The 13,269-nt window shown below is 60.9% G+C and carries 11 protein-coding genes; 7 read left to right on the top strand and 4 right to left on the bottom strand.

Annotated elements, in window-relative coordinates; translation table 11 throughout:
• The first annotated feature begins 8 nt into the window (after positions 1 to 8).
• From DW171_RS06070 to DW171_RS06060, 3 genes are read left to right on the top strand one after another with little or no spacing between them, the layout of a single operon-like run.
• A complete protein-coding gene (locus tag DW171_RS06070) occupies positions 9 to 1,088 on the top strand; it encodes a branched-chain amino acid ABC transporter permease (RefSeq protein WP_089573308.1) in 1,080 nt (359 codons plus the stop codon).
• Positions 1,078 to 1,938 (top strand): ABC transporter ATP-binding protein, encoded by an 861-nt coding sequence (locus tag DW171_RS06065; RefSeq protein ID WP_089573307.1) that lies wholly within the window; start codon positions 1,078 to 1,080, stop codon positions 1,936 to 1,938. Before DW171_RS06070 ends, DW171_RS06065 begins: the two co-directional genes overlap by 11 nt.
• 12 nt (positions 1,939 to 1,950) lie before the next feature.
• On the top strand, positions 1,951 to 2,652 hold the full coding sequence (locus DW171_RS06060; RefSeq protein ID WP_035137222.1) for an ABC transporter ATP-binding protein: 702 nt from the start codon (positions 1,951 to 1,953) through the stop codon (positions 2,650 to 2,652).
• A gap of 512 nt (positions 2,653 to 3,164) precedes the next feature.
• On the opposite strand, the gene DW171_RS06050 is transcribed toward DW171_RS06060, so the two are convergent.
• From DW171_RS06050 to DW171_RS06040, 3 genes are read right to left on the bottom strand one after another with little or no spacing between them, the layout of a single operon-like run.
• Positions 3,165 to 3,428: a hypothetical protein gene (locus DW171_RS06050; protein WP_089573305.1), complete on the bottom strand. Its 264-nt coding sequence runs from the start codon at positions 3,426 to 3,428 to the stop codon at positions 3,165 to 3,167.
• 14 nt (positions 3,429 to 3,442) lie between these two features.
• The gene (locus tag DW171_RS06045) at positions 3,443 to 4,075 is read right to left on the bottom strand and encodes a DUF1700 domain-containing protein (protein WP_118270722.1); all 633 of its coding nucleotides are present in this window, start codon (positions 4,073 to 4,075) and stop codon (positions 3,443 to 3,445) included.
• Positions 4,062 to 4,382 carry a PadR family transcriptional regulator gene (locus DW171_RS06040; RefSeq protein ID WP_199586882.1) on the bottom strand — a complete coding sequence of 107 codons (321 nt, stop codon included), beginning with the start codon at positions 4,380 to 4,382 and terminating at the stop codon, positions 4,062 to 4,064. Before DW171_RS06040 ends, DW171_RS06045 begins: the two co-directional genes overlap by 14 nt.
• A 284-nt stretch (positions 4,383 to 4,666) precedes the next feature.
• Between DW171_RS06040 and DW171_RS06035 the strand changes: the two genes are divergently transcribed.
• A complete protein-coding gene (locus DW171_RS06035; RefSeq protein ID WP_118270721.1) occupies positions 4,667 to 5,344 on the top strand; it encodes a copper homeostasis protein CutC in 678 nt (225 codons plus the stop codon).
• Positions 5,345 to 5,414: 70 nt separating this feature from the next.
• Here DW171_RS06035 and DW171_RS06030 read toward each other — a convergent pair whose 3' ends face one another.
• On the bottom strand, positions 5,415 to 6,413 hold the full coding sequence (locus DW171_RS06030) for a bile acid:sodium symporter family protein (RefSeq protein ID WP_118270720.1): 999 nt from the start codon (positions 6,411 to 6,413) through the stop codon (positions 5,415 to 5,417).
• A gap of 276 nt (positions 6,414 to 6,689) precedes the next feature.
• On the opposite strand from DW171_RS06030, the gene recJ reads away from it, so the two are divergent.
• From recJ to DW171_RS06015, 3 genes are all read left to right on the top strand, one after another.
• Entirely contained in the window at positions 6,690 to 9,977 is a 3,288-nt protein-coding gene (recJ, locus tag DW171_RS06025) for a single-stranded-DNA-specific exonuclease RecJ (RefSeq protein ID WP_118270719.1), read from the top strand.
• Between the two features lie 15 nt (positions 9,978 to 9,992).
• Entirely contained in the window at positions 9,993 to 12,353 is a 2,361-nt protein-coding gene (locus DW171_RS06020; RefSeq protein ID WP_117774295.1) for a bifunctional (p)ppGpp synthetase/guanosine-3',5'-bis(diphosphate) 3'-pyrophosphohydrolase, read from the top strand.
• 84 nt (positions 12,354 to 12,437) lie between these two features.
• Complete coding sequence (locus tag DW171_RS06015; RefSeq protein ID WP_118270717.1) at positions 12,438 to 13,121, top strand: MBL fold metallo-hydrolase; 684 nt, start codon at positions 12,438 to 12,440, stop codon at positions 13,119 to 13,121.
• Positions 13,122 to 13,269: the final 148 nt, after the last annotated feature.

Below are 13,269 nucleotides of genomic sequence, written 5' to 3'. Positions count from 1 at the left end.
TGAGCGTTATGAAGTTTCTTAAAGACAAGCAGACGCGTCACGACTTTGTTACGTACGCCATGTGCCTTGTGGCGTTCGCCATCGTGTTCTTTATGCAGTCCAACCACATGATTCCGCGCATGATCGCCGGTCAGCTGGTTCCCATTACGGCCTATATCGTCATGGCCATCTCCCTTAACCTCGTCGTCGGCATCGCGGGCGACTTGTCGCTGGGCCACGCGGGCTTTATGAGTGTCGGTGCCTATACGGGAATCGTCACCGCCGTCGCGCTGGAGAGCGCCGTTCCCTCCGATCCGGTGCGCCTTATCATCAGCATCGTGGTCGGCGCCATCGCTGCCGCCATCCTGGGCTTCTTGATCGGCATCCCGGTCCTTCGCCTGAGCGGCGATTACCTGGCTATCGTGACGCTGGCCTTTGGCGAGATCATCAAAGAGATCGTCACCTGCCTTATCGTGGGCGTCGACTCCCGCGGCCTGCATGTGATCTTTAACATTACAGGTAACTCCACGATCGACGACCTGCACCTGCTCGAGGACGGCACCGCCATCATCAAGGGCGCCCAGGGCGCATCGGGCGTGTCGACGTACTCGACCTTCCTCGCCGGTGCCGTCCTGGTCATGGTCGCACTCGTGATCGTGCTCAACCTGGTTCGCAGCCGTACCGGCCGTGCCATTATGGCCGTGCGCGACAACAAGATCGCTGCCGAGTCCGTGGGCATCTCCGTCACCGAGTACCGCATGATCGCCTTCGTGGTTTCCGCCGCTCTCGCCGGCGCTGCCGGAGCCCTCTTCGGCGGTAACTTCTCGCAGCTTTCCGCCACCAAGTTCGACTTCAACACGTCCATCCTCATCCTGGTATTCGTGGTCCTGGGCGGTCTGGGCAATATGCGCGGCTCCGTCATCGCGGCGGCGTTGCTCACGGTGCTTCCCGAGCTGCTCCGTCAGTTCTCGGACTACCGCATGCTCATCTACGCCATCGTGCTGATCCTGGTCATGATCTTTACCAACAACCCGCAGCTCAAGGCGTTCTTCGCACGCATTAAGGACCGCTTTGCTTCCAAGAAGGAGGTAGCAGCCGATGCCCAGTAAGTTTGAGTTCAACAAGGGCAAGATGGTCCCGTATCCTTCTGGCGCCATCGTTCCCGACCGCGACCTGGGCCAGCGCCCGGCGCTCGAGTGCATCCACTTGGGCATTGAATTTGGCGGCCTTAAGGCAGTCGACGACTTTAGCCTGACCATCGGTAAGACCGAGATCGCCGGTCTGATCGGTCCCAACGGTGCCGGTAAGACCACGGTCTTCAACCTGCTCACCAAGGTGTACCAGCCCACGCACGGTACTATCCTGCTCGACGGCGAGGACACCTCGGGCAAGTCGGTCTATCAGGTCAACCGTATGGGTATCGCCCGTACCTTCCAGAACATTCGCCTGTTCAACACCATGACGGTGGAGGACAACGTTAAGGTCGGCCTGCACAACCAGGAGCGCTACTCTGGTTTTGAGGGCGTGCTGCGTCTGCCGACGTACTGGAAGCACGAGAAGGCCGCCCACGAGCGCGCCATGGAGCTGCTGTCCATCTTTGATATGGAGCACCTGGCAAACGAGCAGGCCGGCTCGCTGCCTTACGGCGCCCAGCGTCGTCTGGAGATCGTCCGCGCGCTTGCCACCAACCCCAAACTGCTGCTGCTCGACGAGCCTGCCGCCGGCATGAACCCGTCCGAGACCGCGGAGCTCATGGAGAACATCGTCAAGATCCGCGACACCTTTGGCATCGCCATTATGCTTATCGAGCATGATATGTCGCTCGTCATGAACATCTGCGAGGGCATCTGCGTGCTCAACTTTGGTAAGGTCATCGCCAAGGGCACGGCCGAGGAGATCCAGAACAACGACGCCGTTATTGAGGCATATCTGGGCAAGCAGGATAAGGGGGAGAACTAAATGGCAGAGCCGATGCTTTCCGTCTACAACATCAACGTCTGGTACGGCGCTATCCACGCCATCAAGGACATCTCCTTTAACGTCAACGAGGGCGAGATCGTGGCCCTGATTGGCGCCAACGGTGCCGGCAAGTCTACAACGCTTAAAACCGTCTCGGGCCTGTTGCGTTCCAAGACCGGCTCCATCAAGTTTATGGGCGAGGACATTACCCATACGCCTGCCGACAAGTTGGTGGGCAAGGGCCTGGCCCAGGTTCCCGAGGGCCGTCGCGCCTTTTTGCAGATGACGGTCGAGGAGAACCTGGAGATGGGCGCCTATACACAGCCCAAGTCCACGGTTGCTCCGGGCCTTGAGCGCGTCTACGAGCAGTTCCCGCGCCTGAAGGAGCGCCGCCGCCAGGTCGCCGGCACCCTTTCGGGCGGCGAGCAGCAGATGCTCGTCATGGGCCGTGCCCTTATGAGCAACCCCAAGCTGCTCATGCTCGACGAGCCTTCCATGGGCCTGGCGCCGATTCTGATTGAGCAGATTTTCCAGATTGTCGAGGACCTGCACAAGGCCGGCACCACGGTGCTTCTGGTCGAGCAGAATGCGCAGATGGCGCTCTCGATCGCCACACGCGGCTACGTGCTCGAGACCGGCAAGATCACCATGACTGGCACCGGCCAAGAGCTCCTGCACGACGATAACGTCCGCAAAGCCTACCTGGGCGGCTAGGGACTTCCGCCGTTCTGCCGAACGGCGGACCGGCCGACGCTGCGCGGGCGCCCTGATCGACGTGCCGAAGCTCCTCACCCTTGGGGCTATGCCGCGGTACGAGGCCAGGTGGTCATGGTCCGGGAACCTCGCGATGTCGAATGACACCGCGAGGTTCGCCGCCGTCCTCGGCGACCTCGACCCCCGAGTGGGCGATCCCCACGCGCTAACGCCTGCAAACAAGGGGATCGCCAAGACGCCGCCGGGCACCTCCGTCATAGACGTGGAAGTGCGGCCGCGCTGAAGCTCTGCGCGGTGTCTGCTCGCTTATGTGCGCATCACGAAGGAAGACCAGATCGGTGAGCGGGATTGGCCCGAAGTCGAGAGATTCCCATCAGCCTCTCGTCGGTCGATGACCGGTTCACCACGCAGGAAGAGCGTGACGGAAGGTCTCGCAAAAAGGCTCCGAGCGCGGCGTGCTCATGCCCGTCGTGGTGCGCCCGAAGGGGGGGGGACGGCTGCTACGAGCTCGATCATTTGCGAGGAGAAGACGAACCAGTCGTTGCAGATCCAATATGGATCTCGCCGACCTCGGCAAGCTGCTCGATGAGTGGAAGCCCTGTCGGGTCGTCTATTTCAACACCACCCAGAATGATGGTGTCATCGCGCAGGTCGATCTGCGTGTTGAGCACAGCGAGGTTAAAGCCGGAGGCCACAAATCCGATAGCAGCCAGGACGAGCCCCGTGGCAACAAGCCCACCCGCTACGGCAAGGTAAATCCTTTTTACGCTGGACATGTTTGCACTCCTTCCTATGCCGTGAGCGGCGCCGCTTCGGCGCCCATGCGGCTCTTATTGCCTCGATCTTTCCAGAAGGGCGAAACGGCTTTCTTCGCCCAAAGGGCAGAGAGGCGCGCGATCTGCTTGGACGCCGTCCAGGCGCCGGCTCCCGTGAGGAGCGCCACACCGATGGAAGCGAATCCAATTCCCATCGAGGCCAAAACGTACGGAACATGCCCGATAATGATGCCGTCCACGGCGAACAGGAGCCCTACCAGGCCCGCGCCCCCGAATGCCGCGGCCACGATCCACACGCAGAGCGCAAGAACCCAAATACAGATGTAGACTGCAGCGGCAACGGCGACGAACGCGAGCAGCAGCGGAATCCATATCGGAGAGCCCACGATGGCGAGCGCCCATAGAAGTGCCGTGCTCTTGCGCTTGGTCCTCGCGATCGCGCGCGGCACGGCGGGCAGTTCGTCGAGCGTTGCCTCGGCGACCTCACCGGGCGTGCCCATGGCGGCCACAGCCTCGGCCTCCGTCATGCCGTCCTCCATACGGTCGGCGATGGCCTCCGCGTAGAACTCCTGCGTTTCCTTTACCTGATCTGCCGGCAGGCAGGCCAGAAGCTCGCCCAGTCGGTTCAAGAACTCATCGCGCGTCATGGTGCGCCCCCTCCACGTAACGGTAGATCTTCTGCACGGATGGCCATTCGGCGAGGAACTCGGCGATACGCTCGCACCCGGCGTCCGTGATGCGGTAGTACCTCCGCAGCCGCCCGTTGTGTTCGGCGGAGCGCGCGGTGATGCAGCCCGCCTTCTCCAGGCGCTTGAGCAACGGATAGAGCGTGGATTCCGTGAGCCCCATACTCGCGGGCACGTCCTTCACGATCTGATAGCCGTAGGATTCCTCGCCCGAGACGGCCGCGAGCACGCAGGCCTCGAGGAAGCCGCGCTTCATCTGTGCCTCCATCCGCACACCTCCTTTCGTAGTATACTGTGTAACACCTACTATATGACACATAGTATATGATGTCAACAGTTGTCGTATAGGGAGTCCGGTCTGTCTGTCCCCTGCGGGTACTCATTGGGGACGTACTTAAATGAGTGCCCATCGCTCAAGGTGGCACCTGGGGACGCTCCTTATGTGCCGGCACTTTGGGACACTCCTTGTCAAGGTTTTGTTCCATCGTGCGGGTTGCTATTTAACGTGCGACAATGCCGTGTGGAAATAGAAATGTCTTCTGGAGGCTATCTATGCTGTACGAGTTTTGCGCCGAGAACTTTGGGCGGGTACCGGCGGCTATCGAGGCCGGTGCGGTTCGCATTGAGCTGTGCGACAACTTGGCCGTTGGCGGCACCACGCCTTCCGCCGGCGTTATCAGCGCTACGGTCAACTATGCTCACGAGCACGATGCACGCGTGATGTGCATGATTCGTCCGCGCGGCGGCGACTTCCAGTACAACCAAGACGAGCTGCGCATGATGGAGATGGACCTGGGCCTTGCCGTAAGTGCCGGTGTCGACGGCCTCGTCTTTGGCTGCTGCAAACGCTGTGCTGGCGGATGGGCGCTCGACGAGCTCACACTCGGTGCCTTGGTGATGGCTGCGGGATGTGCAGCCGAGGAGTGCAAGCGCGATCCCGTCGACATCACCTTCCATATGGCATTTGACCAGCTTTTCCCCGAGGCTCAGCTCGACGCACTCGATACGCTTGTTGATTGCGGCGTTACGCGCATCCTGACGCACGGCGGCGCCGCTGGCACGGCGATCGAGGACAACCTGGAGCACCTGTCGCGCCTTGTTGAGTATGCGGCCGGGCGCCTGACCATCCTTCCCGGCGGCGGCATTACCACGGCCAACCGCGATGCCGTGGCGGCGGCGCTTGGCGTCTCCGAGCTGCATGGCACCAAGATCGTGCCGCTGGAGGCGTAGCCCGCGCTGGCTGCGTGTTCATCCCATGGCGCTTGAGTAACAAGGGGAGCGCTCGAACAAAGCGGACAAACTAGCGTGCCATGGCGTCGCGGCCGGCCTCGACCCGCTTGCGCTGCGCTGCGCGCTCCTCGCTGGTCAGGTGCTCAAAGAGATGGCCGATAAGCGAGGCAAGTACCTGCTGAAACAGCGTTCCGCACATGACGGGAAACACGACTTCGCCCGGAAAGTACTGCGTGGCGATGACGGCGCCCGAAGAGATATTGCGCATACCGCAGGTAAAGCACATGGTGGTCGTCTCGCTATACGGCAGATGCAGTACGCGGGCGACCAGAATGCCGACGATAAAGCCGCTGATGGCGAAGATAAAAATAAAGAGGGCAACTTCCAGGCGCTCCGCGTTCATGTGCAGCACGTACTCACTCATGGCGGTGGAGTTGGACGCGATAACGCCCATCATCATGAACTTGCAGGCGGGCGAGAGCGCGGGCGAGAGCTTTTCGTGTCCCCATCCGCGCGTGAGTTCGTTGATCACGATGCCGAGCACGGCGGGGATGGCGATCATAAAGGCCATGTTCTGCATCATGCCCGGAACATCGATCGAGACGGTGGCGCCCAGCAGGAGCTTGAGCGTAAGCGGAATCGTCACAGGTGAGATGACCGAGGACGTCAGGATGATGGTGAGCGCGAGCGGGCCGTTGCCGCCGAACATGCTAATCCACATAAAGGCAGTGACTGCCACGGGTACGCTGTACTCGAGCACGATGCCGCAGACAAGGTTGGGGTTGGAGCCAAAGAAGAGTGACCCCATGGCATACGCCGCGATGGGAATAAACACCGCCGAGACGAGCAGCGCCAAGACCAGGTGCAGAGGACGGCGGAACACCTCGGTTACCTGGTGAAAGGTGTTGCTGAGCGCACCCTGAAACGTCATAAAGGCAAACAAGGTGGGAACGATGGGCTTGAGTGCGCCAATCTGTTGGGGAAAGAGCACGCCGAGCGCCACGCAAATCGGAACGATGACCTGCATGTGCCCCGCGAGAAACTTGCCCAGTCCAACCCATTGCTTCATATGCTCTTGTGACTCCCTTTGTTCGTGAATCCGTTTTGAATGGATATGCTAGACGCTCGCGTGCGTCCGTGCGTCAGAAACGCCTGAATATTTCGAGGCTATTACCGGCATCGTTTACCGAAACCGCGGCGTACTGCGGCGATTTGCGTCCGCGCTGCACGGTATAATAAATTCGTTCAACAGATCTGCCTGCCGAAGCGGGCATACACAGAGGACTCATCGCTATGAACCGTGAGAGGTATCGCGGCGACCTGCCCCTATCGGGGGTGGGCGCCTATGTCATCGCTTAAGACGACGCATCGCTGGGCGGTCGCTCAGCAAAATCCCGAACTCGAAAAGGAGCTTTCGGCTGGCCTGGGAATACCCGGGCTGGTGGCGCGCATTATGGTTGCGCACGGCATTACATCCATCGAAGAAGGCCAGCTGTTTTTGACGCCTTCGCTCGATCGCGACTGGGCTGACCCACTCATTATCCCGGGCATGTCGGTCGTTGCCGACCGCGTCGAGCGTGCTATTCGCAACCACGAGCACATCGCGGTCTTTGGCGATTTTGACGTTGACGGTATTACGTCGACCTGCCTGTTAACCGAGGCACTGCGCACGTTTGGCGCCGATGTCACGCCGTTTATTCCGCATCGCTTTGACGAGGGCTACGGTCTCTCGCGCGCGGCGCTCGACCGCGTTAACGAGCTCGCTCGCCCCCAGTTGATCGTGACCGTCGATAACGGCATTGCCGCCAAGGAAGAGGTTTCCTATCTGGAGAGCCTGGGAATCGATCTGGTGGTTACGGACCATCACGAGCCCTCCGACCAGGTGCCGCAGAGCGTGCCCCTGACCGACCCCAAGCTCGAGGATGAGGGACCCTCGCGTGAACTTGCCGGTGCTGGTGTGGCGCTCAAGCTGGTGCAAGTCCTGGGTGAGCGCTTGGGCAAGCCGTCGTATTGGCGTTCGCTAATCGAGGTCGCGGCGCTGGGCACCGTGTCCGACATGATGCCGCTCACGCCCGAGAACCGCGCGCTGGTTGCCGAGGGCATCCAGCAGATGCGCGTAACCGCTCGTCCCGGCTATATCGCGCTTGCCGCGCTCGCCAAGGCGGACCTTTCGAGCATTACGGCGGATGGCCTATCGTTCTCGCTCATTCCCCGCTTAAACGCTGCCGGTCGCATGGCCGATCCCAAGCTGGCGCTCGACCTGCTGCTTGCCCGCGATCCCATCGAAGCAAGCGCGCTGGCGGCTGAGCTCGAGGAAATCAACCGCCAGCGCCGTGAGATCGAGGCGGAGCTCACGCGCGATGCCATGGCAAAGGTCGAGAAGACCTATGACGGCGGACGCGCAATCGTCGTGGGTGGCGAGGGCTGGCACGAGGGCGTCAAGGGCATCGTGGCAAGCCGTCTGACCAACCGCTATCACGTGCCGGCGCTGCTGTTCTCGATCGAGGACGGTATCGCGCGCGGCTCTGGTCGCTCGGTGGGCAAAGTTAACCTGTTTGACGCCGTCGAGCGCTGTTCCGACCTGCTGATTCGTCGCGGCGGACATGCCGGTGCGGTGGGTGTGACCATCGAGGCATCCAAGCTCGATGAGTTCCGCCGCCGCCTTTCCGCCGTGCTATCGGAGCTTCCCGCCGAGGACTTTGAAGACACCGACGAGGTCGCCGCCACCGTCGACCTTTTCGAGCTGAATATTGAGACCATCGAGCAGATCTCCCGTCTTGAGCCGTTTGGCCAGGGCAACAAGGTGCCGCTGTTGGCGGCCGAGGGCGTGACAATGTGCGATCGCGCCGTGGTGGGCAAAACCGGCGAGCACATGCGCTTTGTGGCGACCGATGGCGCCGCGAGTGTGCCGGCCATTATGTTCCGCGTGCCGCAAATCGATAAGCTCATCAACTGCGATAGCGCTGTCGACTTGGTGTTCGAGGCCGTTGCCGAGCATTGGCAGGGGCGTGTGAAGCCCAAGCTCATGATCAAGGATGTTCTGGTCCGCGATACCACGCTGCCCAGCGTCGACGATCCGGCATGCGAGCTTCGTCGTGGCGTGCAGCCGGCGGATTCCGGCCTGCGCCTGGAGTCGCGTAAGCGCGAGACGCTCGCCCAGCTTTCCTATACCGAGCTCACGCGCTCGCTTATCCATAGCTTTATCGGATCGAACCAGCCGCACCGCGCACAGGTTGAGGCACTCGATGCCTTGGCTGACCACCAGAGCGTCTTGGCCGTTATGGGAACGGGCCGCGGCAAGTCTCTCATCTTCCATGTACATGCTGCGCGCGAGGCTGTCCTTCGCGGACGTGCGAGCATCTTTGTCTATCCGCTGCGCGCGCTCGTTGCCGACCAGGCCTATCATCTCTCGTCGACGATGGCAGCGCTTGGCATTGGCGTTGGCGTGCTGACCGGCGAGACCGTGGAAGCCGCACGCGATGACGTGTTCGCCGGCCTGGCTTCGGGCCGCACCGGCATCGTGCTCACGACGCCCGAGTTCCTGTCTATTCACCGCGACCGCTTCGCGCGTTCGGGCCGTATCGGCTTTGTCGTTATCGATGAGGCGCACCACGCCGGCCTTGCCAAGGGCGGCGACCGCAGCGCCTATCTCGACATGCCCGATATCCTCAAAGCCCTGGGCGATCCGGTCGTTCTGGCCACGACTGCCACCGCAACGGCTCCGGTCGTGGCCGAGCTTGCCCGCATGCTGCCGATCACTCGCACGGTGGTCGACGAGACGGTGCGCGAGAACCTACAGCTCGAGGACGACCGCGACCTTGCGAGCCGCGAGAACCGTTTGGTGTCGATCGTGGCGACGGGGGAGAAGACCGTCATCTACGTTAATTCGCGCGACCAGTCCGTGGCGCTCGCCAAGACGTTGCGCAAGCGTGTGCCCGATTGCGCAACCCATATCGCGTTCTATAACGCGGGTCTTGCGCGCCCCGATCGCCGCCGCGTGGAGGAAGCATTCCGAGACGGCAGCCTCAGTTGCATCGTCTCGACTTCGGCCTTTGGCGAGGGCGTCAACCTTCCCGATATTCGCCATGTCGTGCTCTATCACATGCCGTTTGGCGCGATTGAGTTTAACCAGATGAGTGGCCGCGCCGGTCGCGATGGACAGCCCGCCGTGATTCACCTGCTCTATTCGTCGCGCGACGCCCGCATTAACGAGCGCCTACTCGACTGCTATGCGCCCGAGCGCGACGAGCTCGTCACGCTCTATCGCGCGCTGCAAACCATGTGGCGCTCCAACCGCGGCAAGACCGGGGACGATTCCTTTAGCGCGAGCGATATCGACATCGCGCAGATGTGCCTTGCCATCGATGCTCGCACGCCGGTCGACGAGCGCTCGGTGGAAAGTGGCCTGGGAATCTTCGAAGAGCTTGGCTTCTGTCGCGTTTCGGGGTTTGACGACACCCGTCGCATCGCGATGGCCGAAAACCCCGGCCGTGTGCAATTGAGCAGGTCAATTCGCTATTTGGAGGGCTTGCGCTCGCGCATGGAGTTCTCGGCTTTCCGGAGTTGGGCGCTCGATTCGTGCGCTTCTGATATGCTAGCCAAAGTTAACCGCCCGATCGTACCGCGGGCCTAGGGGAAGGGGACCTCGATGGATGCCGCAGCCCGTACCGCCCATGATTCCGCCCTCCAGCCGTTCTCGGAGATGGAGCACTATAAGCATGCCGATGAGCTGCCGCCCGAGATTATGGCGGACAGCTACGACAAGCTGGAGCGCCTGTGCCTCAAATATATGAATGAGGACGACTTTTCTAAGGTGGAGCAGGCCTATTGTTTTGCTGCCGAGAAGCACTGCAACCAAAAGCGCCGCTCGGGTGAGATGTACATCAACCATCCCGTCGAGGTAGCCATCATTTTGGCCGATCTCAAGATGGACTGCGATGTGGTGTGCGCCGCGCTGCTGCACGATACCGTCGAGGATACCGAGACCTCGCTTGCCGATGTTTCCGGCCTGTTTGGCGATACGGTGGCCGAGCTCGTCGATGGCGTGACCAAGCTCACCAACATCGAAGTCGACAGCATGGACGAGAAACAGGCGCTCACGCTGCGCAAGATGTTTCTCGCCATGTCCAAGGACATCCGCGTCATCATCGTTAAGCTTGCCGACCGTCTGCACAACATGCGCACCCTTGCGGCCCTGCGTGAGGACCGTCGCCTGTTTAAGGCCCGCGAGACCATGGACGTGTATGCGCCCCTGGCCGACCGTCTGGGCATGAGCTCCATTAAATGGGAACTCGAGGATCTGTCCTTCTTCTACCTTGAACCCGACGCCTACCAGCGCATCGCACGCATGGTGGCGGAGTCGCGCGAGGTCCGTGAGCGCTATCTGGCCGAGACCATCAAGACACTCACCGACGAGCTCAACCGCATTGGCCTGGAGGACTTTCAGATCAACGGCCGTTCCAAGCACTATTGGTCCATCTACCAAAAGATGAAGCGCAAGGGCAAGGAATTTTCCGAGATCTACGACCTGGTGGCACTGCGCGTCATCACGCATTCGGTGCGCGATTGCTATTCCACGCTCGGTGCGGTGCATACGCTGTGGCACCCCATGCCCGGGCGCTTTAAAGACTATATCGCCATGCCCAAGGTCAATAACTACCAGTCGCTCCACACGACGGTTATCGGCCCCACGGCTCGTCCGCTCGAGATTCAGATTCGTACCTACGAGATGCACGAGCAGGCCGAGTACGGTATTGCCGCCCACTGGCTCTATAAGAAGTCGGGCGGATCGTCCGCGTCTAAGACCAATGATGCCCAGCGCTTGGACGACCAGATTAACTGGCTCAAACATTCGCTCGATTGGGCTGCGTCTGATGAGATCACCGACGCCAAGGAATACCTGCATTCGCTGAAGGTCGACCTCTTCGATCAGGAGATTTTCGTCTTTACGCCCAAGGGCGAGGTCATGGCGCTTCGTGCCGGCTCCACGCCGCTCGACTTTGCCTACGCCGTTCACACCGAGGTGGGAAACCACTGCGTCGGCGCTAAGATCAACGGTGCGGTGGCCCCGCTCACGCACGAGATCAAGACGGGCGACCGTGTCGAGATTCTGACCAACAAGAGTTCCAAGCCGTCGCGTGATTGGCTCAAGATCGTTAAGACACCTTCCGCCAAGTCAAAGATCCGCCGTTACTTCGCCGCCGCGACCAAGGACGACGACGCTGCCGCCGGCCGCGATATACTGGCTAAGGACCTGCGCAAGCGCGGATATGGCATCTCTACGCCACGATCCACGCGTGCGCTCAACGCCGTGGCGGAGCAGTTTAACTATAAGCAGCTCGAGGACCTGTTTGCCGCCGTTGGTGCGGGCAAAGTCGCCCCACGTGCCGTTGGCAATAAGGTCGAGCAAATCTTGGACCCCAAACCCGAGGAACAGCTCACCAAGGCCGAGGCTATCGCCGAGGTTGTCAAGCAGCCTGCCCGCGGCTCCAACCGCAAGCCGCAAAAGCGCGGCAAGAGCGCCAGCAACGGCATTATCGTCAAGGGCGAGAGCAACAGCGGCCTGCTGGTCCGTCTGGCCCATTGCTGCAACCCCGTGACGGGCGACGACATCGTCGGCTTCATCACGCGCGGTCGTGGCGTTTCGGTGCATCGCGCCAACTGCCCCAACGTCAAGGGTCTTATGGAGCATCCCGAGCGCATGATCGATGTGGAATGGGACGGCGCTGCCGACACCCTCTTCCAGGTCGAGATCGTGGTCGAGTGCCTGGACCGCATGGGCCTGCTCAAGGATGTCACCATTGCCATTGGCGATGCGGGTGGCAATATCCTTTCTGCCGCCACGTCGACCAACCGCGAGGGTATTGCAACCCTGCGCTTTATGGTCGAGATCTCGGACGCGAGTGGTCTGGATCCGCTGCTGGCCTCTATCAGCAGCGTTGACTCGGTCTACGACGCGCGTCGCTTGATGCCCGGCGAGGGTGGAGCCCAGCTTAAGCGCCGCGTTTAGTCGCGACGAACGTGCCACATTATCGATATTCGCTACACTCGAGGCATCGTTTGATGCCTCGAGTTCTATAGAGAGGAGAGGGACATGAGTGCTGTGTCCTTGGATTTAACTCCCAAGGGATCGGTCGAGATCGAGACGCTCGTAAACGGTCCCATTCAGACCAATAGCTATGCTGTCATTTCGGACAATGAGTGCGTGATTATCGACCCCGCATGGGAAGGCGAGCGCTTGGTGGAGCATATTCGAGCCGAGCATCCCGGCGTACGCGTGTTTGGCGCCGTATGCACTCATGGCCATGCCGATCATGTTGGTGGTGTTGCAGGCGTGCGAACCACCTTTGGCGAGGGCTGCCAGTATGAGCTGTGTGCTAAGGATGTGGCGGTGCCGCATGCGAACATCGAGGAACAGCGAGCTATGTGGGGCATTGAGACGCCTGACCCCGGGGAGCCGACGCACCTGCTCGCCGAGGGAGATGCTATCGAGGTGGGCGATATCTACCTGCAGGTGATCGAGACGCCAGGGCATACGCCGGGCGGGATCGTCTTGTTTGCTGCCACCGAGCAGGGGAACATTGCCTTTGTGGGCGACACCCTGTTTCCGGGTGGGCACGGCCGCACCGATCTTTCTGGAGGAGACGAGGCGGCGATTCTGCGCTCGCTCTCCAAGCTCGCCCGGCTTCTCCCGCCCGATACCGTTTGCCTAACCGGTCATGGCGATTCGACCACCATGGCACGCGAGCTCATGCAGAACCCTTTCATGCAGATGTAGCTTAATAGTCGGCTTTTGAAGCACGAGAAGCGTCCAAACGTCAAGCTATTTTTCCCCAACGGGTCGATTTCGTAGGGCAAACGGTCAAAAAAGTCTGTTTGGGGTTGATTTCCGATCTCAGCCGAACACATTGAGCGGATAGGCCATT

The sequence above is a fragment of the Collinsella sp. AM15-2 genome (assembly GCF_003471985.1).
Taxonomy (GTDB): Bacteria; Actinomycetota; Coriobacteriia; order Coriobacteriales; family Coriobacteriaceae; genus Collinsella.
Note: the sequence above shows the minus strand (reverse complement) of the source record. Positions and strands in the feature narration are given on the sequence as shown.